The organism is Pseudomonas sp. B21-054 (genome assembly GCF_026016345.1).
In the GTDB taxonomy this organism is placed as follows: Bacteria; Pseudomonadota; Gammaproteobacteria; order Pseudomonadales; family Pseudomonadaceae; genus Aquipseudomonas.
In genome coordinates, this window is the sequence record NZ_CP087204.1 from 5,078,029 (window position 1) to 5,099,149 (window position 21,121).

The following is a 21,121-nucleotide window of genomic DNA, read 5'->3' on the forward strand; positions in this document are numbered from 1 at the left end:
GCAGGCCCTATCGCGGATCATCGGCAAGTGGAGCAAACACTTCGCTAGCCCAGCTACTCATGCTGTACTTCTGGACCACATCCGCAGGCGGATCGATGTACTCCTCAACGAGAAATGACGGCGGGATAACAGGGCAGTCACTGTCAATGACCAGGATGTTTCGCGCATCATAAAAATCGTAATTCATTACCGACGGATTGTTGGTGATGATCTTCTTCCGGTAGAACAAAGCGTCGAAGAAGCGAAAGCTCAAGCCTGCATGACCCGGCCGGACGATATCGATCAGGATTTCCGAGCGTCTAATCAGGTCGCCAACTTCATCGAGCGACATTCTTTCCCTGAAAAAAGTGATCGCGGGACTGGCGTTTTCGACCACCTTGCTTTGTACCAGGAACTTATAATTCGTGTGGCCAAGACGATCAAACTCCGCTGCAATCTTGCCCAGCACGTCAATGCGATTCTTGCCCGCCATCACCACAAACGCTTTGTACTCACGCGTGGTTTCAAGCTCTGTGTTGAGCTCGTAAATGTAGTTGTTGAGCTTCCGAAATCCGTATTCTCGAGCGTCTGCATCGTCGAAAGTGTAGACCTTGTCGAAACGGGCCAACTGAGCAACCGGCATGGCAAGTCTTGCAACGCCGTCAGACAGGAACGCGATGCTCTGTTGTGCCGCAATCATTGCCTGATCGACAAGAGTGATGTCGATTTGTGCGGGATTGATGATGAGTACAGAGTCGACTTTCCCGGCCTTTTGAATCTGGTGACGCGCTGCACGAACTGTCAGGAATTTCTTCAGCCATCGCCGCAGCTTTCCAGGGAGAAACTGGAACTCGTCACGCTGTGCGGAAAGATCAACGAAAGTGACCTCATTGGTTTTGGCTAAGTAATCGCTAAGCCGCTTTACATAACCGCCGACGTCCCGACAAACGATCAGGAGCTTTTTCGATGTGATGCCAGGAGACAGATAGACCATGTCGTTCTCGTAAAAAGAGCTAAAGATAGCGGTGCCTTTCAGAATCTTGTAACTGAACGGCGGATGTTAGCCACGCAGAGTCCACACTGATCAGATGGCTCAGAAAGCCTTTGGCAATCATTTCTAATCATATTTCTCCGACTGTCTTATCAAGCCGCCTGCGGGGCGCAATGATAAATGGTCGCTCGATTGACCAGTAGGTCAAAACGCTCACCGTGCTCACTGTTAGAATGATCAGCGGCAAATACCATGCATAGTCTGCGAACGCGCCATCTGTAAAATTGTATATCTTCAGCAGACTGAACGCGCTGTAGATCACGATACCGTGCAGCAGATAGATACTGAAGCTCGCTTCCCCGAGGACCTTTAACCCCTTGTTCTCCAGGAGCCCGTGCAGGCTGTTGCCTAGAACGAATAGCCCAAACGGGATACCGAGAATCAACATCTGCGCCGTTGAGTATGAGCGCATATTCAGACTCGCGAGCAGGACCCCGGCAGCAATGAGGCAGCACCAGAGATTTGAAAAGTTAATCGACGTCTTGCGCAGTCGAGGCTCAAGAAAGGCAACAGCCATCCCCACCAGAAACAGCTTGACGTACCGCTTGTGAAATACGTGGTGATACTCCGACCATAAGATCGCAATTGCGCCGATGGAAATCACCAAGGCGAGGATCGGCAGCCGGCGACGGAACAGGCCATACATAAGCGGGAGTGAGAGATAGAAAAGCGCCTCATACATCAGTGTCCATTGCACAGAAGCGTTGACCAGTTTGCTGTCTGGAAACCCATTGATCGGTCCTCCCAGGAAGATTAACCAGCTACCGAACGCGGCAAAATTATCAAGCACAGGGCTTAGTTCGCCCCTTGTCTGGTAGAAACTGATAGCGGCAACCAAGAGAACAGACGCGATGTACATTGGGAAGATGCGGCGCAACCGAGAGGAAAGCAGCGAGCCCCACTTGGGCTGTCCTCTGATCACTTTTTGCGTAAAAAGGTAGCCCGTGATCATAAAGAACAAGGACACCGATACGGCCCCCATATTGTTGATGACGCGGCTCTCAGTGACTTGCCAGGTTCCGGTGCTGTGCCACACAAAGGTGATGGCGAAGTGGTGAACCATCACCGCTGTTGCAAGGACTCCACGCAGACCGTCCAACGATGAGACCCGGTGTTGTGCTTCAGGGGCCAGCAAAGGGAAGCGCCCGGCAACCAGGCAGAACACACCGATGGAAAGCACATACAGCGCCAGCAATTGAAAGGTTTCGATCATTGATTTGTTCCAAATCTATTAGCTGGCCCCGACCCGAGGTCGGGAGCAGTTAACGGTTGTCAGCTTCAGCCTTTCAGTGCTTTCCAGACCTTGCCGACAATCATCACCCCCGCCAACACCACGGCACCCGCGACGATCCCGGCCACCGCGTTAAGCAACATTGGCACGATAAACCCGGCACCACCGGCACTGGCCGTCACGCCTTCGATCCAGTGATGCACCACCGGCACGCCATGGGTGAGGATGCCGCCGCCCACCAGGAACATGGCCGCGGTGCCGATCACCGACAGGCTTTTCATCATGTAGGGTGCGGCACGCAGGATCGCGCCGCCGATGCTTTTGGCGACTCGTCCTGGCTTTTGTGTCAGCCAGAGTCCCAGGTCATCGAGCTTGACGATCCCCGCCACCAGCCCATAGACGCCAACGGTCATGACAATCGCGATGCCCGAGAGCACGATCACCTGTTGGGTCAGTGGTGCATCGGCGACGGTGCCGAGGGTGATGGCAATGATTTCGGCCGACAGAATGAAGTCGGTGCGTACCGCACCTTTGATCTTGTCCTTTTCAAAGGCCACCAGATCAACCGCCGGATCGGCGACAGCCTCGACCAGTTGCGCATGTTCGGCCTGATCTTCGGCCGGACTGTGGAGGAACTTGTGGGCGAGTTTTTCGAAGCCTTCGAAACACAGGTAGGCGCCCCCCACCATCAACAGCGGCGTCACCAGCCAGGGCACGAAGGCGCTGATGGCCAGCGCTGACGGCACCAGGATCAACTTGTTGATAAACGAACCCTTGGCCACCGCCCAGACCACCGGCAGCTCCCGTTCGGCACGCACACCCGAGACTTGCTGCGCGTTGAGCGCCAGGTCATCACCGAGCACGCCGGCGGTTTTCTTGGCGGCCATCTTGGTCATCAACGCCACATCGTCGAGAACGGTGGCGATGTCGTCGATCAGTACCAGCAAACTGCTTCCTGCCATGGAAGGCTCCTTGAACAAATAATGCTGTGCAGCATACCGCGAGCAGCACGGCCATGGGGCATTCTTGAGCGCCGCGCGAGGCCGGTGCTACCATGCGCCACCGCCAGAACAGGCAAGGAACCCCTGGGTTTATGAGCACTATCCGCGAGCGCAACAAAGCATTGATCCTGCGTGCCGCCAGCGAAGAATTTGCCGACAAGGGCTTCGCCGCGACCAAAACCAGCGACATCGCGACCAAGGCGGGCTTGCCCAAACCCAACGTCTATTACTACTTCAAATCCAAGGAAAACCTCTATCGAGAGGTCCTGGAAAGCATCATCGAACCCATCCTCCAGGCCTCGACGCCCTTCAATGCCGACGGGGTGCCGGGTGAAGTGTTGAGCCACTACATCCGTTCCAAAATTCGCATCTCCCGCGACCTGCCCTTCGCCTCGAAAGTCTTCGCCAGCGAAATCATGCACGGCGCCCCCCACCTGAGCCCCGACCTGGTGGAACAACTCAACGCCCAGGCCCGGCACAACATCGACTGCATCCAGACCTGGATCGACCGCGGCCAAATCGCCCCCATCGACCCCAACCACCTGATGTTCAGCATCTGGGCCGCCACACAAACCTACGCCGACTTCGACTGGCAAATCTCCGCCGTGACCGGCAAGGCGAAGCTGGATGAAGCCGACTATGAAGCGGCGGCACAGACGATTATTCGGTTGGTGTTGAAGGGGTGTGAGCCGGACTGAAGACCGAATCGCCTTCATCGCGAGCAAGCTCGCTCCCACAGGATCTGCAGTGTACTTAGATTTCGCGAACGGCCGAGATCCCGTGTGGGAGCGAGCTTGCTCGCGATGAATGCACCTCGACTTCAGATCGAACCCAGATGGCATCCCACAGCGGATAGTCACCAAGTCGCTTCACTAAACCTGCCCGCAGTGGGTTGGCGACAACATAACGAGCGAGCCTGACCAAGCCCTCCTCCCGTCGCAACGCTCGGTCATGGTATCCTTGCTGCCACAAACTACCTCGGCGTCCTGTGGATAAGTTCACTGCCCGAGTGCTCAAGGATTTGGTTTTTTGCATCAGCTTATTGAGTGAGCTCTGTTGCAGTTCGATGAGCCAATGAAAATGATCGGGCATAACCACCCAGGCCAGTGATTTTGCCCACCTCATATCCTGGGCATATCGAAATTGATCAACAACCAACCTGCCTAAGGCGAAATCCTGAAAAACCGGTATTCGGTCAATTGTGTTGGTGGTCAGTAAATAGATTCGGTTCAACTCGCCATAGCGGCCAATGCGCAGGCGATGTGAAGCAGGTAGATCAAGCATTCCTTCGCCTCTCCAATGATCAGGTCATCAAAGGCTAGGCCAGTTGATTCTCGAATGCCGGGGCTGACTCTTGGCTGGATGTGTCTGACAGATCGTCATCGCGAGCAAGCTCGCTCCCACACTGGATTTACGGTGTTAAGACATTATGTGTCCAGCATCACACCCTGTGGGAGCGAGCTTGCTCGCGATGGCGCCAGTCCATTCACCACAAAATCAAGCAACCACCCCCACATCTGCCCTCAACTGCAGCGCCTCCACCGCCCTGACCGCCACCTGCTCATCCACATCCGAAACATCACCACTGACACCGATCGCCCCCAGCACCCTTCCGTCTTGATCCCTGATCAACACCCCACCCGGCACCGGTACAACGCTGCCTTGGCCCCAGCTATTCAACGCCGCATAGAAGGCCGGGCGCTGCTGGGCATCCTGGGCAAGCAAGCGTGAACCTTTGCCCAGGGCGATGGCGCCCCAGGCTTTGCCAATGGCGATGTGTGGGCGCAGCAGGCTGGCGCCGTCTTCGCGCTGCAGCGCAATCAGGTGTCCGCCGCTGTCGAGAACCGCGACGGTCAGCGGTGCCGCGTTGAGTTCACGGCCCGTGGCAAGGGCGTGTCCCGCCAGGTTGACGGCGATATTCAAGGTTAGAGCGCTCATAGGGTGCTGTCCTTTTTTGTGGATGGGAGAGCCTTCCGGGTTTTATTTTTCAGAAATCGAACACAACAAATAGAACACAAATACGATATTTTATGTATACAATAATTTTCACAAATCACCTTTAATTGTACAAATCCCTAGCATCCATGGCCTTCCGACGAATGAAACAGGCGCTTGAGGAAAGGGATTGACCTGCGCCCTAAGCCGTGAATAAACTCTGCGCAAAGCAACTTGTATACAATTACAAAACGCAAGAGGCACAAAACAATGAGCAAAATGAGAGCAATCGAAGCCGCCGTCCTGGTGATGCGTCGTGAAGGCGTGGACACCGCCTTCGGCATCCCGGGTGCTGCGATCAACCCGCTGTACTCGGCTTTGCAGAAGGTGGGTGGCATCGATCACGTCCTCGCTCGCCACGTTGAAGGTGCCTCGCACATGGCCGAGGGCTACACCCGCACCAAGGCTGGCAACATCGGCGTGTGTATTGGCACCTCGGGACCGGCCGGCACCGACATGGTCACCGGGCTCTACAGTGCCTCGGCCGACTCGATCCCGATCCTGTGCATCACCGGCCAAGCGCCCCGCGCCCGTCTGCACAAGGAAGATTTCCAGGCGGTGGATATCACCAGCATCGTCAAACCGGTGACCAAATGGGCGACCACCGTCCTGGAGCCGGGCCAGGTGCCCTACGCGTTTCAGAAAGCGTTCTTTGAGATGCGCTCCGGCCGGCCAGGCCCGGTGCTGATCGACCTACCCTTCGATGTGCAGATGGCCGAGATCGAGTTCGACATCGAGGCCTACCAGCCATTGCCGCTGGCCAAACCCGCGGCGAATCGCGTGCAGATCGAGAAAGCCCTGGCCATGCTCAATCAGGCGGAACGTCCCTTGCTGGTGGCCGGCGGCGGCATCATCAACGCCGACGCCAGCGATCTGCTGGTGGAGTTCGCCGAGCTCACCGGTATCCCGGTGATCCCCACACTAATGGGCTGGGGCACGATCCCGGACGATCATCCGCTGATGGTCGGCATGGTCGGCCTGCAAACCTCCCACCGCTATGGCAACGCCACGCTGCTCAAGTCGGACGTGGTGCTGGGTATCGGCAACCGGTGGGCCAACCGGCACACCGGTTCGGTGGAGGTCTACACCGAAGGCCGCACGTTCATTCATGTGGACATCGAACCGACCCAGATCGGCCGCGTGTTCACCCCCGACCTGGGCATCGTTTCCGACGCCGCTTCGGCCCTGACCGTGTTCATCGAAGTGGCCCGTGAATGGCAAGCCGCCGGTAAGCTGAAGAACCGCAGCGCCTGGTTGCAGGACTGCCAGCAGCGCAAGGCCAGTCTGCAGCGCAAGACCCACTTCGACAACGTGCCGGTCAAGCCGCAACGCGTGTATGAAGAAATGAACCAGGTGTTCGGCAAGGACACCTGCTATGTCAGCACCATCGGCCTGTCGCAGATCGCCGGGGCGCAGTTCCTGCACGTCTACAAACCGCGCCACTGGATCAACTGCGGCCAGGCCGGCCCCTTGGGCTGGACCATCCCGGCGGCGCTGGGGGTGGTCAAGGCCGATCCGAGCCGCAAGGTCGTGGCGTTGTCGGGCGACTATGACTTCCAGTTCATGATCGAAGAACTGGCGGTGGGTGCGCAGTTCAAGCTGCCATACATCCATGTGGTGGTGAACAACTCTTACCTGGGGCTGATCCGCCAGGCCCAGCGCGGGTTCGACATGGATTACTGCGTGCAGTTGTCCTTCGACAACCTCAACGCGCCGGAGCTCAACGGTTACGGCGTGGACCACATCGCCGTGGCCGAGGGCCTGGGCTGCAAGGCACTGCGGGTGTTCGAACCGTCCGCTATCCAGCCGGCGTTGCGCCAGGCCCAGGCGATGATCGAGGAGTTCAAGGTGCCGGTGATCGTCGAGATCATCCTGGAGCGGGTGACCAACATCTCCATGGGCACCGAGATCAACGCCGTCAACGAATTCGAGGATCTGGCGCTGGTGGGCAACGATGCGCCGACCGCGATTTCGTTGCTCGATTGACTGCTGACGTCCTGTGGGAGCGAGCTTGCTCGCGATAGCGATGGGTCAGTGCCGGTGATGGTGACTGTACTGCCGTCATCGCGAGCAAGCTCGCTCCCACAAGGGGCCTTCCAAATATTGATAGGAAACCACCATGCCGCGTTTCGCCGCCAACCTGTCCATGCTGTTCACCGAGCTGGATTTCCTCGCCCGTTTCGAAGCGGCCGCCAAGGCCGGTTTCGGGGGTGTCGAATACCTGTTCCCCTACGACTACAACTCAGCCGAACTCAAGGCCTTGCTCGACGCCAACGGCCTGACCCAGGTGCTGTTCAATCTGCCGGCCGGCGACTGGGCCAAGGGCGAGCGTGGCATCGCCTGCCTGCCGGACCGGGTCGAGGAGTTCCGCGCCGGCGTCGACCTGGCCATCGCCTACGCCCAGGTGCTGGGCAACACCCAGGTCAACTGCCTGTCCGGGATTCGTCCGCGCAACTGCAGTGAAACCCTGGTGGAGAAAACCTTCGTCGCCAACCTGAAGTACGCCGCCGAGAGGCTGCAAGGCAAAGGCATCAAGCTGGTGATGGAAGCCATCAATACCCGCGACATTCCCGGCTTCTACCTGAACAACACCGCCCAGGCCCTGTCGATTCGCGAGCAGGTAGGCAGCGCCAACCTGTTCCTGCAATACGACATCTACCACATGCAAATCATGGAAGGTGACCTGGCCCGCACCCTGTCGGCGCACCTGGGCGAGATCAACCATGTGCAACTGGCGGACAACCCGGGGCGCAACGAGCCGGGCACGGGGGAGATCAACTATCGCTTCCTGTTCGAACACCTGGACCGCATCGGCTACCAGGGTTGGGTCGGCTGCGAATACAAGCCGCTGACCAGCACCGAAGCGGGATTGGGGTGGTTGAAAACCCATAACGCGATCTGACGCAATTTCCCCTGTGGGAGCGAGCTTGCTCGCGATGGCGTCAGTCCGGTCACACATTTTTTGGCTGACACACCGTCATCGCGAGCAAGCTCGCTCCCACAGAAAAGCACTCCCTCATTTGCTCGAAGCAGTCATAACAACAAGAGGATTTTTCCATGGCTAAAATCGGATTCATCGGCACCGGCATCATGGGTCACCCCATGGCACTGAACCTGCAAAAGGCCGGGCACAGCCTGTTCCTGTCCCAGCACCACGACGCCGCCCCGGCCGACCTGTTGGCCGGTGGCGCGGTGGTGTTGGCCAACCCGAAGGAAGTGGCCCAGGAGGCCGAGTTCATCATCGTCATGGTCCCGGACACCCCGCAGGTCGATGACGTGCTGTTCCGCGCCGATGGCGTGGCAACCGGCGTCGGCGCGGGCAAGGTGGTGATCGACATGAGTTCGATCTCCCCCACCGCCACCAAGGCGTTCGCGGCGAAGATCAATGAAACAGGCGCGCAGTACCTGGACGCGCCGGTCTCCGGCGGTGAAGTCGGCGCCAAGGCCGCGACCCTGAGCATCATGGTCGGTGGCGACAGCGCCGCCTTCGAGCGCGCCCTGCCGCTGTTCCAGGCCATGGGCAAGAACATCACCCTGGTGGGCGGTAATGGCGATGGCCAGACCGCCAAGGTCGCCAACCAGATCATCGTCGCCCTGAACATCCAGGCCGTGGCCGAAGCCCTGTTGTTCGCCGCAAAAAACGGTGCCGACCCGGCCAAGGTTCGTGAAGCACTGATGGGCGGTTTCGCATCGTCGAAGATCCTCGAAGTGCATGGCGAACGCATGATCAAGGGCACCTTCGACCCGGGCTTTCGCATCAGCCTGCACCAGAAGGACCTGAACCTGGCCCTGCAAGGCGCCAAGGAACTGAACATCAACCTGCCCAACACCGCCAACGCCCAACAAGTATTCAGCACCTGCGCAGCCATTGGCGGTAGTAACTGGGACCATTCGGCGCTGATCAAGGGGCTGGAACACATGGCCAATTTTTCGATTCGCGATCACTGATACCTCCCAGCCTTTAGATGCCTTTCGGTAAGTATTCACTCTGGTTTTTCATCAGGGCGAATGCCTCCCGGCACAACGTGCGGGCGAGGATCACCCTCGCCCTGGGCCTCGACCATTAACCGCTTCGTTCACCCTGCCCTGCTGGCCTATCCAGGCCAGCCTCGACGCTGCGCCTTGCGCTCGGCGGGACAATCACCCTAGGCTTCGCTGATTCCTGGTTCAGGCGAAGATTATGGACAGCAGCAACAACTGGCGTGAACGTCTCTACGTCTTGATTTTCCAGAGCGACACCGCCGCCGGCCGGCGCTTTGACAGCATCCTGTTGTTGATCATTCTCGCCAGCCTGGTGATCGTGATGCTCGACAGCATCGACAGCGTGCACAAAAACTACGCCACCCTGCTGGCTGCCATCGAATGGGGTTTCACCGGCATTTTCATTGTCGAATATGGCCTGCGCCTGTACTGCTCACCCAAGCCGTTGCGCTATGCCTTCAGCTTCTACGGCCTGGTGGACCTGCTGGCGATCGTGCCGGGCATCCTGGCGCTGTACTACAGCGACGCCCAGTACCTGCTGATCATCCGAATCATCCGTATGCTGCGGATTTTCCGGGTGCTCAAGCTCAGCCCTTACCTCAAGCAGGCCAACTACCTGATGGCAGCGCTGCGGGGGAGCAAGCAAAAGATCATCGTGTTCCTGGTCAGCGTATCGACCCTGGTGACGGTGTTCGGCACGTTGATGTATGTCATCGAAGGCCCGGGCAATGGTTTCACCAGCATTCCCAAGGGCATCTATTGGGCTATCGTCACACTCACCACCGTGGGCTTCGGCGATATCGTGCCCAAGACGCCACTGGGCCAGGTGGTTTCGTCGCTGGTGATGATCACGGGCTACTCGATCATCGCCGTGCCCACGGGTATTTTCACCGCTGAACTGGCCACCGCGATGCGCGGTGATCAACTCAAGCACGATTGCCCGGTGTGCAGTAAAAACAGCCACGAACACGGGGCGGCTTTTTGCTCCCGTTGCGGCAATGCGTTGTTTAAGAAATTGGAATAAGCAAAGTACTTTTTAATGCTTGAAGGTCTATAAGCTTGCCATTAGTGTGCCAGCCAATTGTCCGTATCCCCGTCCAAATAAAAAGGAATTCGCCGTGAAGAACTTCTTTGGCGCCTCACTTCTCGCCGCAGGCCTGGCCTTCGGTAGCCTGGCCCAGGCCGCCCCGACCCTGCTCAACGTCTCCTACGACGTGATGCGCGATTTCTACAAAGACTACAACGCGGCCTTCCAGAAGCACTGGCAGGCCGAACACAACGAAAAAATCGTCGTGCAGATGTCCTTCGGCGGTTCCAGCAAGCAGGCGCGCTCGGTGATCGACGGGCTGCCGGCGGATGTCATCACCATGAACATGGCCACCGACATCAACGCCCTGGCGGACAACGGCAAACTGGTACCCGAGAACTGGGTCACCCGCCTGCCGAACAACAGCGCACCGTTCACCTCGGCCACGGTGTTTATCGTGCGCAAGGGCAACCCCAAGGCGCTGAAAGACTGGCCGGACCTGCTCAAGGATGGCGTGCAAGTGATCGTGCCCAACCCGAAAACCTCCGGCAACGGCCGCTACACCTACCTGTCAGCCTGGGGTTATGTGCTGAAGAATGGCGGTGACGAAACCAAGGCCAAGGACTTCGTCGGCAAGCTGTTCAAGCAGGCCCCCGTACTGGATACCGGTGGCCGCGCCGCAACGACCACCTTCATGACCAACCAGATCGGCGATGTGCTGGTGACCTTTGAAAACGAAGCCGAGATGATCGCCCGCGAGTTTGGCCGCGATCAGTTCGAAGTGGTCTACCCGAGCGTCTCCGCCGAAGCCGAGCCACCGGTGAGCGTGGTCGACAAAGTGGTCGAGAAAAAAGGCTCCCGCGAAGCCGCCGAGGCGTACCTCAAATACCTGTGGTCGCCCGAAGGCCAGGAAATCGCCGCCGCCAACTACCTGCGCCCACGGGACCCCGCCGTACTGGCCAAGTACACCGACCGCTTCCCGAAAGTGGATTTCCTCTCAGTGGAAAAGACCTTTGGCGACTGGCGCACGGTGCAGAAGACTCACTTCAATGATGGTGGGATTTTCGACCAGATCTACAGCGTGCAGTAAGAAAGAAATGAGCCATGCGCGGTCCTGTGGCGAGGGGATTTATCCCCTCGCCACAAAGACAGCGCCAGCGCGCTCCCGATGAGTCCATCATCAACAACAAGCATGTCTAATATCAGCTACAGAGCCTGTTCCTGAGCCCCGCAACTCTTTAGCCTCACGCCATCCATTCCAGCTACTGATGAGATTGCCATGAGTGCCCACCCCGCTGCCGTGTCCGCCGGCACAAGCCTGACCCGAGGCATGGTCCTGCTGTTCGCCTTCTGCTGCGGCGCCATCGTCGCCAACATCTACTACGCCCAACCCATCATCGAACTGATCGCCCCCGACGTCGGCCTCAGCAGCACCACGGCCAGCCTGATCGTTTCGTTGACCCAGATCGGTTATGCCCTGGGCCTGTTTTTCCTGGTACCGCTGGGTGACTTGCTGGAAAACCGCCGCCTGATGATCCTCACTACCGTGGTGGCGATTGCCAGTTTGCTGGGGGCGGCGTTCACCGATCAACCCAACGTGTTCCTGCTGGTTTCGTTGCTGGTGGGTTTCAGTTCGGTGTCGGTGCAAGTGCTGATTCCCCTGGCTGCGCACCTGGCGCCGGAGGCCTCCCGCGGGCGGGTCGTCGGCGGGATCATGGGCGGCCTGCTGTTGGGGATCCTGCTGGCTCGGCCGATCTCAAGCGTCGTGGCTGACCACTTCGGCTGGCGGGCGATGTTCATGATCGCCGCTGCGTTGATGGCCGTGATCAGCATCGTCCTGGCGCTGACCGTGCCCAAGCGCCAACCCGACCACAGCGCCTCCTATGGCCAACTGCTGGGCTCGCTCGGCACCCTGCTGCGTCAGCAACCGCAACTGCGTCAACGGGCCTTTTATCAGGCCTGTATGTTCGCCACGTTCAGCCTGTTCTGGACCGCCGTGCCGCTGGAGCTGTCACGCAACCATGGTTTGTCCCAGACTGAAATCGCCCTGTTCGCCCTGGTCGGAGCCATCGGTGCCATCGCCGCGCCCATCGCCGGTCGCCTGGCGGACGCCGGCCATACCCGGATGGCCTCGCTGCTGGCCATGGTGTTTGCCAGCCTGAGTTTCCTGCCGGCCTTCATTCACCCGCTCTACAGCGTCATCGGCCTGGCTGTGACCGGCGTGGTCCTGGATTTCTGTGTGCAGATGAACATGGTCCTGGGCCAGCGCACCATCTATGCCCTCGATGCCAAGAGTCGCAGCCGGCTGAACGCGCTGTACATGACCAGCATCTTCGTCGGTGGAGCGTTCGGCTCATCGATTGCCAGCGCAGTGTACGAACACGGCGGCTGGTTGTGGGTGGTGATCATCGGCAGCGCCTTCCCACTGTTGGCCTTGCTGCGCTTCTTGAGTGCCTCGCGCAAGCTGTCCCTGGCCACGGCCTGAAACCCCACGCATAAAAAATGCCCGGTCGCTCAAGGCGATCGGGCATTTTCATGGAGCGGTCAAATCCGCACATTGCCTCGCGGCCCGGCAATCGCCCAGATGATCAGGCCCAACACTGGCAACAGAATGATCAGCAGCACCCACAGGATTTTCATCCCGGTTTCAGCGCCGCTCTTGAGCACATTGATGATCGCCCAGATATCGAGCGCCAGGATGATCAGGCCGATCAGGCCGTTGAAGGTAGAACCCATGGTGTCGCTCCCAAATGGTGGTAGGCACTCTTAGGATAGCGGGCCGCCAGCGAGGGTTCCGTTTTATTGCTTCAGACGTGGACGGCGACCTTGAGGGCTTCCAGGGACGGCGCGGCGGCAATATCGACTTCAGCACACAGCGCCAGGACCCGCGGCACATCGTTGCCGTACACCAACACCATCTGCAATTCATCGTCGAGCAACTGGCTGAAGTTCATCAGCACGTAGCCGCCGTTTTCCTTGTTCAGGCTGCCCATCTGGATCTGGATGCGGTTGAGCGCCGTGAGGGCTTCGGTTTTCGCCAGTTGCTTGGGCTTGAGATTGAACGCCACGCCAGGACCGAACGAGGCAACGATCTGTTCGAACAGATCGACGTAGGTGTCCGCCTGGAACAGCACGGTGTCCGGCAGGCTACCCACCACCACCCATTCGCCCAGTGGAATCGGGAAGGTGTCGTCGTAGTTGATATCGGGGTTGGCCGCCAGGAAGGCCGCCGGATCGGCGTAGGCCTGGGCCGCTTCGTCAGCGATTTTCGCAATGTCCTCATCGCCCAGGCAGCCGGAGCTGATTTTGCTGATGAGTTCGACGAGAGCGGCTTTCATGGGGTGGATCCTGTGGTGAATGGGGTTTTGAGGGCGCGCAGGATAGCGCATTCACATTGCCCGAGTCAGGCACCTTGCCTGACCGCTCAACCCAACAACTTCTCCAACTGCGCCGTGGTATCCACCGCCCCCATGGTCTTGGCCGCATCCAGGGCCGAGACGCCATTGGCATCCTTGGCTTTCGGGTCGGCGCCTTGGCTGATCAGGTAATCGACGATTGCCACCCGGTTGAACATCGCGGCCATCATCAGCGCGGTGCGGCCATCGAAGGAGGAACCTTCCACCTGCGCACCGCCCTCCACCAACGCCGTGACCACCGCCAGGTCGCCCTTGAACGCCGCGCCGGCAATCGGGCTCTGGCCGTTGTCGTTGCGCACTTCCGGATCGGCCTTGTGTTCCAGCAGCACTTTCACGGTCTCCACATGCCCGTGGTACGCGGCCAACATCAGCAAGGTGTCGCCCTTGTGATTACGCAGGTTCGGTGGCAGGCCTTTGCTCAGCAAGGCGGCCATCATGGCGGCGTCGCCCTGGCGCGCGACGTTGAACACCTGCTCGGCAAACTCCGCAGCCTCTTCCGGGGTCATCTGGCGGCTTGTATCGGACATGGGAAACTCCACTCAAGTCTTTGCAAAGCGGCTAGTTTCCCGAGGGACTCGGTGCCTGTCATCCCTTTTTTCTCCGCACTGCCCATAGCCAGAATCAATAGCGGTACTGCCCGCCCCGGATCTGCGTCGCCAGTTGCCGGTCGACCCGCACGTAGGTTTGGGTGCCCGGTAGCCAGGCGAAGACCGGCTCATCACCCATGACACAAGGATCGAAAGCCTCGGCCTTGAGGCGGGTTTTCTGATATTTGAAGGTACCGGTGGTGTCCATTTTCACTTTGATGCGCAGGAACAACGGCACCGCATAGGCCGGCAGTTTGCATTGCAGGAATTGCAACAACTCACTGAAATCCAGCATCGCCAGGGATTCCGCCGGGGTGATCGCCGCCATGCCGGCGCGGCCGTTGGTACCATTGATCTCCACACCATAGGCCACCGCCTCGGACACCTGCGGGTGTTGCAGCAGCACGTTCTCGACTTCCGTGGTGGAGACGTTTTCGCCCTTCCAGCGGTAAGTGTCGCCGAGGCGATCGACGAACTGCCCATGGCCAAAACCAATATTGCGCAGCAGGTCACCGGTGTTGAAATAGCGATCGCCCAGGACGAAGGCATCCCGATAGATGGTTTTTTCGGTCTTGGCCGGATCGGTGTAACCGTCCAACGGCGCCTTGTCGTCGATCCGCGCCAACAGCAGGCCCGGTTCGCCCTTCGGCACTTTTTGCATCCGCCCTTGCAGGTTGCGCAGCGGCGCTCCGCTGTCATGGTCGTACTGCACCAGTTCCCAGCCCATCAGGGAAAACCCGACGGTGTTGTCGAAATTCAGGACGTTGGTGAAGCCGATATTGCCGTCGCTGGCCGCGTACAGCTCGCAGATGTGGTCGATGCCGAAGCGTGTCTTGAACGCCGACCAGGCTCCCGGACGCAGGCCGTTGCCGATCATCTTCTTCACGCCATGGTGGCGGTCTTCGGTGCTGGCGGGTTGGTCGACCAGATAACGGCACAACTCACCGACATAACCCAGGGTGGTCGCCCGGTAACGGCGCACGTCGCTCCAGAACTGACTGGCGCTGAACTTGCGCCGGATCGCAAACCCCGATGCGCCACAGATCGCCGCGCCCCAGCACACGCACAGGCCCGTGGCGTGGTACAGCGGCAAGGTGCAATACACGACGTCATCGGGCTGCATGTCCAGGGCGATCAGGCCAAAACTGGTGGAGGTACGCATCCAGCGTCCATGGCGAAATACCCCGGCCTTGGGCAGCCCGGTGGTGCCCGAGGTGTAGAGGTACAGGCACGGATCGTTGAAGAAGACCTGTTGGCTGCTGGCCGGGTTATCGCCCGGGTAATCGTTGCTGCGACTGAACAGGTCGACGAAACCGGGTGGGGCATCGACGCTGTCCTGATCGGCTACCCACCAGGTTCGAGCGCTCGGCAGTGCGGTGCGGCCGCGCACGTCGTTAAAAGCCGCGACCCGTTCATCCCCCACCACCACGGCGACCGGCGCCACCAGCGCCAGGCTGTGCACCAGTGCATCGCCCACCTGCGAGGTGTTGAGCATGGCGCTGACCGCGCCGACCTTCGCCACCGCCAACACGGTGATCAACAACTGTGGACGGTTCTCGATGAAAATCGCGATGCAGTCGCCTTTGCCGATGCCCTGCGCCAACAAGCAGTGGGCAATGCGATTGGCCTGCTCGTTGACCTGTGCATAACTCCATACCGCATCGCCACACAGCAAGGCAGGGCCCCGTGGATTGCGGTACGTGGCCTGCTCGAAACACCAACCCAGGCCGCAGGGCTGGGCCGGGTCCTGGACGTTGGCGAGCTTCATGCCCTTGATGATCCGGGGAACGGCTTTGGCAAGGGTGGGCAGCTTGCGCAGCATCATGCCCCAGGTAATGGCGTCGCTGGGTGTACGACTCATGGTGATCTTCCCCGTTTGACCTTGTGGGCCTGGGTTCTTGTTATCGGGTTGGAGGTGATGGTGGAGCGAAAGTACGCCAGCGATTCCGGCGCTGTACACGCGGTTTTTGCAATGTTTTGTATCCGCAGCCCAGGACGGGCGAAACGTGAGCCCCAGAAGATCAATTGGTTCCAAATAAAATCGCCAGACCACGCAAAATGCAGGATGCACGATGGCCATTCATGCAAGATGCACGAAAGCAAAAAAACAGTAAATTACTAACTTATTGTTTTTTAAGGGTTTTAATTGCTATCCAAGGCTGGCACAGACACTGCAACTACCCCTCCACGGTTTGCCATCAAAACCATGGAGCAGTCAAATATGAACATGATTCAAGAAAAATTTTCGTCCCTGTTTTCCAATTACGAAGTGACCACACAGGCTCGCCCGGATGGCGGCATCCTGCTGACATTGCGCAATAGCGAAGGCAAACAGTTGAAGCGCTCGATTTCCTATGCGCAGTTGCACGCCGGGGATCAATTGTCCTGGGTCATCAGCGCCATCCGTCGCGACCTGGCTGAACAGGCCAGCGAACTGCCACAGATCACGCTGCTGCAGAGCCAACATCGTTTTGCTCTGCCGACCTATCACAGCGCCTGAACCTTCTGTGGGAGCGGGCTTGCTCGCGAATGCGGTGTATCAGCTACATGCTTGTCGACTGACACACCGCATTCGCGAGCAAGCCCGCTCCCACATTGCATTTTTGTTGCCTGCGGGCATTAAAAACTGGAAGGATCGATCCGCGCAAAACTGTCCACGGTGACATGCCCCGCCAACTCACCGCCCTCCCGGGCCAAGCCGCAAGTTGCCATGCCCGCGTCGCGGGCCGCGTCCAGCTCCTGGACAATGTCGGACAGAAACAGAATCTCCCCTGCTGCAACGCCCACCGCCTCGCTGATGCGCTGGTAGGACTGCACGTCCCGCTTGGGCCCCGACGTGGTGTCAAAGTACCCGCTGAACAACGGCGACAGGTCGCCGGCCTCGGAACAACCGAATATCAGCTTCTGTGCCTGGATCGAGCCCGAGGAATAAACGAACAGCCGGAAACCTTCCTGGTGCCAGCGCTGGAGCGCCTGCACCGCGTCGGGGTAAACGTGGCCTTTCAACGTCCCGGCCTGATACCCCTGCTCCCAGACCATCCCCTGCAACGCCTTGAGCGGCGTGGCCTTGCGGTCCTCGGCGATCCAGCCCAACAGGATCGCGATGACACGCTCGACGTCCGCGTCCGGCTCTCCACTGTCCTGGCGCACAGCGGCCAGTTGCTCGGCCACGTCGGCGCGTTCGGCGTTCTGCAGGACGAAATCCGGCAAATGCCTGGCGGCATAGGGAAACAGCACATCAAACACGAAACTAACCGCACTGGTGGTGCCTTCGATGTCGGTGAGGATGGCTTTGATCGGCATGGGCTCAATCCTCCAGGCGCGGGAAGCGGCTGGCGATGTCATCGCCGGTGAACTTCGCGACCCAGCCTTCCGGGTTGTTGAACAGGCGGATGGCCACGAAATGCGGATGCTCGCCCATGTCGAACCAGTGGGGCGTGCCGGCGGGTACCGAGATCAGGTCGTTCTTTTCGCACAGCACGGCGTAGACGTAATCGTCGAGGTGCAGGGTAAACAGGCCGCGACCGGCGACGAAAAATCGCACTTCGTCTTCGCCATGGCGATGCTCGTCGAGGAACTTGGCGCGCAGCTCGGCTTTTTGCGGGTGATCGCTGTTGAGGCTGATGACATCGACCGTGACATAGCCGCGCTCGGTCATCAAGCGGTCGATCTGGCTCTGGTAGGCGGCGATGACCTCGTCCTGGCTGGCGCCGGGCTGGATTTTCGCCGCGGCCTCCCAACGGTCGAAATGCACGCCTTTTTCGGCCAGGGTCGAGGCGATGTCTTCGAAATGGGTCAGCACCTTGTTCGGGATGTCAGGGCTTGAGACGTGGTAGACGGACAGGCTGCTCATGGCTATGGCTCCAGCAAATTAACGGTTCAGGAGTGCGCGGGTCTTGAGTTCACACTCGAACAGGAACTCGAACGCTTCGATCTGGCGCAGTGCATCGTTCATGCCCGGCCCCCAGGTATACAGGCCGTGACCGCGAATAAGGTAGCCGACGCAATCGGGGTGTGCCTCGAGCCAGGGCTGCACTTTGGCGGCCAAGCGTGCGATGTCCTGGTCATTGTCGAAAATCGGCACGCGGACCCGGGATTCGTGAGTCGAAATACCGCTGAAGGCCTTTTGCAGTTCGTAGTCTTCGAAGTCGATGAAGGCTTCGACGGTCAGGCGCGACAACACCGTGGCATTCACCGAATGGGTGTGCAGCACGGCACCGATCTGCGGCCGCCAGCGATACAGCTGGGTATGCAGCAGGGTTTCGGCGGACGGCTTCTTGCCCGGTTCCAGGCTGTTGCCGTCCAGGTCGGTGGCCAGCACATCGTCCAGGCCCAGTTGGCCCTTGTGCTTGCCGGATACGGTCAGCAAGGCCTGGTCAGGGGCAAGCCGGGTCGAATAGTTGCTGCTGGTGGCCGGGGACCAGCCGCGGCCATACAAAAAACGCCCGGCGTCGATGATGTCCCGGGCGAGCTGTTCACGGGTAAGGCTCATGGCCTGTCCTCTTGCATACGTGTGGCAATGATAACGGCTGCAGCGAAGGCTGCGAGGCTGGCGATGCTGAACGTCCACGTGGCGCCCAGGGCATTCCAACTGTAGCCGGAGTACAACGCGCCCAAGGCCCCGCCCGTGCCGGCCAGCGCCGCGTACATCGCCTGGCCCTGGCCTTGCTGGCGGGGACCGAAGCTACGTTGCACGAAATGAATGGCAGCGGCGTGAAAGCTGCCGAAGGTCGCCGCGTGCAACACCTGGGCAAACAGCAGCACCCAGAGAAACTCAGCCAATGAGCCCAGCAGCAGCCAGCGCAGTGCCGCCAGGAGGAAACTCACCAGCAGTACCCGGCGCACGGAAAACCGCGCGAGGATCCGGCTCATCAGCAGGAAGATCAACACTTCGGCCACCACGCCGACGGCCCAGAGCAGCCCGATCAACCCGCGGCTGTAGCCCAGGTGCTCGAGGTGCAACGTCAGGAAGGTGTAATACGGGCCATGACTCACCTGCATCAGCCCCACGCACGTGTAGAACGCCAGCACGCCAGGGTTGCGCAGTTGCCGCAAAAAGCCGTCCCCCGCCACCCGTGGCCCCTGCACTGGCTGGGCGTTGGGCACCCAGAAACTGGCGAACACGATCCCGGCCATGATCAGCACCAACGCCAACGGATAAATGTCCAGGCTCAGCCACTCGAACAGCCGGCCCAGCAACACCACGGTGATGATGAAGCCAATGGAACCCCACAAGCGAACCTGGCTGTAGCGCGAGGCTTGCCCGCTCAAGTGGGCCAGGGTGATGACTTCGAACTGCGGCAGTACCGCGTGCCAGAAGAACGCGTGCAGCGCCATGACCATCGCCAGCCAGGCGTAGCTTTTATCGATGAAGATCAGCGAGAAGGTCAGCAGCGTGCAGATCGCACCAAACCGCACGATCGCCAGGCGCTGGCCGGTGTAATCCCCCAGCCAGCCCCAGATGTTCGGCGCCACGCAGCGCATCAGCATGGGAATCGCCACCAGCTCGCCGATGCGCGCCGCGTTGAACCCCAGGTGATCGAAATACAGCGCCAGGAACGGCGCCGTCGAACCGAGCAGCGCGAAATAGAACAGGTAGAAACTGGAGAGCCGCCAGTACGGCAATGCCGCCATGGTCGTCAGGCCACGGCGGTCGGCTGGCCAACCATCAAAGCTGGCCCAGCACCGGGGTGCTGACCCGCACGTCGGCGTTCTGGCCGCGATGACGCAACAGATGATCCATCAGCACGATCGCCATCATCGCCTCGGCGATGGGCGTGGCCCGGATGCCCACGCATGGATCGTGACGGCCCTTGGTGATGACTTCCACCGGGTTGCCATGGACATCGATGGAACGGCCCGGCGTGGTGATGCTGGAGGTCGGCTTCAAGGCCAGGTGCGCGACAATAGGCTGGCCCGAAGAAATACCGCCGAGGATGCCGCCGGCGTTATTGCTCAGGAAACCTTGCGGGGTCAGTTCATCACGGTGTTCGGTGCCACGCTGGGCGACACAGGCAAAACCGGCGCCGATCTCCACGCCCTTCACGGCGTTGATGCTCATCAGCGCGTGGGCCAGCTCGGCATCGAGGCGGTCGAAGATCGGCTCGCCCAGGCCTGGCATCACGCCTTCGGCCACCACGGTGATCTTCGCGCCGACCGAATCCTGGTCACGGCGCAGTTGATCCATGTAGGCCTCGAGTTCCGGCACCTTGTCTGGATCGGGGCAGAAAAAGGCGTTCTGCTCCACCGAGTCCCAGGTCTTGAACGGGATTTCGATGGGGCCCAACTGACTCATGTAGCCACGAATCACGATGCCCTGGCTGGCCAGGTACTTCTTGGCAATCGCCCCGGCCGCCACGCGCATGGCGGTTTCCCGGGCCGAACTGCGACCGCCGCCACGGTAGTCGCGCTCACCGTATTTGTGGTGGTAGGTGTAGTCGGCGTGGGCCGGGCGGAACAGGTCCTTGATGGCCGAGTAGTCCTTGGACTTCTGGTCGGTGTTGCGGATCAGCAGGCCGATGGCGCAGCCAGTGGTGCGCCCTTCGAACACGCCGGAGAGGATTTCGACTTCATCGGCTTCCTGGCGCTGGGTGGTGTGGCGGCTGGTGCCGGGCTTGCGGCGGTCCAGGTCACGCTGCAGATCGTCCAGGGAAATCTCCAGGCCGGGCGGGCAGCCGTCGACAATGGCGACCAACGCCGGGCCATGGCTTTCGCCTGCGGTGGTAACGCTGAACAGCTTGCCGTAGGTATTGCCGGACATGCAGGGTGCTCCGTGAAATCGCTGAGAGACTCAACCTTGGATTCGTAATGGGCGCCAGTATACGCAGGCTCCCCGAGTAGTTCATCCTCGAAC

At 59.7% G+C, this 21,121-nt stretch carries 21 protein-coding genes and 1 pseudogene; 8 read left to right on the forward strand and 14 right to left on the reverse strand.

The features are described from left to right. Positions 1-7: 7 nt before the first annotated feature. From LOY70_RS21960 to LOY70_RS21970, 3 genes are all read right to left on the reverse strand, one after another. On the reverse strand, positions 8-973 hold the full coding sequence (locus tag LOY70_RS21960; protein WP_265029308.1) for a hypothetical protein: 966 nt from the start codon (positions 971-973) through the stop codon (positions 8-10). A gap of 127 nt (positions 974-1,100) precedes the next feature. Next, the gene (locus tag LOY70_RS21965; RefSeq protein ID WP_265029309.1) at positions 1,101-2,243 is read right to left on the reverse strand and encodes an acyltransferase family protein; all 1,143 of its coding nucleotides are present in this window, start codon (positions 2,241-2,243) and stop codon (positions 1,101-1,103) included. A gap of 65 nt (positions 2,244-2,308) precedes the next feature. Continuing rightward, entirely contained in the window at positions 2,309-3,223 is a 915-nt protein-coding gene (locus LOY70_RS21970) for a DUF808 domain-containing protein (protein ID WP_265029310.1), read from the reverse strand. A 131-nt stretch (positions 3,224-3,354) separates the two neighbouring features. Between LOY70_RS21970 and LOY70_RS21975 the strand changes: the two genes are divergently transcribed. Then, the gene (locus tag LOY70_RS21975) at positions 3,355-3,960 is read left to right on the forward strand and encodes a TetR/AcrR family transcriptional regulator (RefSeq protein WP_123346048.1); all 606 of its coding nucleotides are present in this window, start codon (positions 3,355-3,357) and stop codon (positions 3,958-3,960) included. A 130-nt stretch (positions 3,961-4,090) separates the two neighbouring features. Here the strand turns inward: LOY70_RS21975 and LOY70_RS21980 are convergent. Then, positions 4,091-4,546: pseudogene (locus tag LOY70_RS21980) on the reverse strand (REP-associated tyrosine transposase); the annotation flags it as partial. Positions 4,547-4,759: 213 nt separating this feature from the next. Continuing rightward, positions 4,760-5,200: a GlcG/HbpS family heme-binding protein gene (locus tag LOY70_RS21985; protein ID WP_265029311.1), complete on the reverse strand. Its 441-nt coding sequence runs from the start codon at positions 5,198-5,200 to the stop codon at positions 4,760-4,762. A 267-nt stretch (positions 5,201-5,467) separates the two neighbouring features. Here LOY70_RS21985 and gcl point away from each other — a divergent pair, with 267 nt between their 5' ends. From gcl to LOY70_RS22015, 6 genes are all read left to right on the forward strand, one after another. After that, on the forward strand, positions 5,468-7,243 hold the full coding sequence (gene gcl, locus LOY70_RS21990; protein WP_265029312.1) for a glyoxylate carboligase: 1,776 nt from the start codon (positions 5,468-5,470) through the stop codon (positions 7,241-7,243). Positions 7,244-7,376: 133 nt separating this feature from the next. Continuing rightward, a complete protein-coding gene (hyi, locus tag LOY70_RS21995) occupies positions 7,377-8,159 on the forward strand; it encodes a hydroxypyruvate isomerase (RefSeq protein ID WP_123415883.1) in 783 nt (260 codons plus the stop codon). Between the two features lie 155 nt (positions 8,160-8,314). Next, positions 8,315-9,205 (forward strand): 2-hydroxy-3-oxopropionate reductase, encoded by an 891-nt coding sequence (locus LOY70_RS22000; RefSeq protein WP_265029313.1) that lies wholly within the window; start codon positions 8,315-8,317, stop codon positions 9,203-9,205. A 232-nt stretch (positions 9,206-9,437) separates the two neighbouring features. Then, positions 9,438-10,262 (forward strand): ion transporter, encoded by an 825-nt coding sequence (locus tag LOY70_RS22005; RefSeq protein ID WP_265029314.1) that lies wholly within the window; start codon positions 9,438-9,440, stop codon positions 10,260-10,262. Between the two features lie 94 nt (positions 10,263-10,356). Beyond that, positions 10,357-11,355, forward strand: coding sequence for a sulfate ABC transporter substrate-binding protein (locus LOY70_RS22010; RefSeq protein WP_265029315.1), 999 nt, complete (start codon positions 10,357-10,359; stop codon positions 11,353-11,355). Positions 11,356-11,544: 189 nt separating this feature from the next. Beyond that, a complete protein-coding gene (locus tag LOY70_RS22015) occupies positions 11,545-12,750 on the forward strand; it encodes an MFS transporter (protein WP_265029316.1) in 1,206 nt (401 codons plus the stop codon). Between the two features lie 59 nt (positions 12,751-12,809). Here the strand turns inward: LOY70_RS22015 and LOY70_RS22020 are convergent, their stop codons facing one another. The 4 genes from LOY70_RS22020 to LOY70_RS22035 form a co-directional block, all read right to left on the reverse strand. Continuing rightward, positions 12,810-13,001 (reverse strand): PLDc N-terminal domain-containing protein, encoded by a 192-nt coding sequence (locus LOY70_RS22020; RefSeq protein ID WP_003223221.1) that lies wholly within the window; start codon positions 12,999-13,001, stop codon positions 12,810-12,812. A gap of 71 nt (positions 13,002-13,072) precedes the next feature. Beyond that, entirely contained in the window at positions 13,073-13,603 is a 531-nt protein-coding gene (locus LOY70_RS22025; RefSeq protein ID WP_265029317.1) for a hypothetical protein, read from the reverse strand. An 86-nt stretch (positions 13,604-13,689) separates the two neighbouring features. After that, positions 13,690-14,208 carry an ankyrin repeat domain-containing protein gene (locus tag LOY70_RS22030; protein WP_265029318.1) on the reverse strand — a complete coding sequence of 173 codons (519 nt, stop codon included), beginning with the start codon at positions 14,206-14,208 and terminating at the stop codon, positions 13,690-13,692. A gap of 94 nt (positions 14,209-14,302) precedes the next feature. Further along, positions 14,303-16,129 (reverse strand): long-chain-acyl-CoA synthetase, encoded by a 1,827-nt coding sequence (locus LOY70_RS22035; RefSeq protein WP_265029319.1) that lies wholly within the window; start codon positions 16,127-16,129, stop codon positions 14,303-14,305. A gap of 360 nt (positions 16,130-16,489) precedes the next feature. On the opposite strand from LOY70_RS22035, the gene LOY70_RS22040 reads away from it, so the two are divergent. Beyond that, the gene (locus tag LOY70_RS22040; protein ID WP_025214961.1) at positions 16,490-16,768 is read left to right on the forward strand and encodes a DUF3509 domain-containing protein; all 279 of its coding nucleotides are present in this window, start codon (positions 16,490-16,492) and stop codon (positions 16,766-16,768) included. 119 nt (positions 16,769-16,887) lie between these two features. Here the strand turns inward: LOY70_RS22040 and mtnC are convergent, their stop codons facing one another. The 5 genes from mtnC to aroC are packed head-to-tail and all read right to left on the reverse strand — an operon-like array spanning position 16,888 to position 21,028. Continuing rightward, positions 16,888-17,571 (reverse strand): acireductone synthase, encoded by a 684-nt coding sequence (gene mtnC, locus LOY70_RS22045; RefSeq protein ID WP_265029320.1) that lies wholly within the window; start codon positions 17,569-17,571, stop codon positions 16,888-16,890. 4 nt (positions 17,572-17,575) lie between these two features. Beyond that, positions 17,576-18,121 (reverse strand): 1,2-dihydroxy-3-keto-5-methylthiopentene dioxygenase, encoded by a 546-nt coding sequence (locus tag LOY70_RS22050; RefSeq protein WP_025214963.1) that lies wholly within the window; start codon positions 18,119-18,121, stop codon positions 17,576-17,578. Between the two features lie 18 nt (positions 18,122-18,139). Beyond that, positions 18,140-18,760, reverse strand: coding sequence for a methylthioribulose 1-phosphate dehydratase (locus tag LOY70_RS22055; RefSeq protein WP_265029321.1), 621 nt, complete (start codon positions 18,758-18,760; stop codon positions 18,140-18,142). Beyond that, positions 18,757-19,902, reverse strand: coding sequence for an MFS transporter (locus tag LOY70_RS22060; RefSeq protein ID WP_265029322.1), 1,146 nt, complete (start codon positions 19,900-19,902; stop codon positions 18,757-18,759). The genes LOY70_RS22055 and LOY70_RS22060 overlap by 4 nt, the downstream gene beginning before the upstream one ends. 34 nt (positions 19,903-19,936) lie before the next feature. Then, entirely contained in the window at positions 19,937-21,028 is a 1,092-nt protein-coding gene (gene aroC / locus LOY70_RS22065; RefSeq protein WP_025214966.1) for a chorismate synthase, read from the reverse strand. Positions 21,029-21,121: the final 93 nt, after the last annotated feature.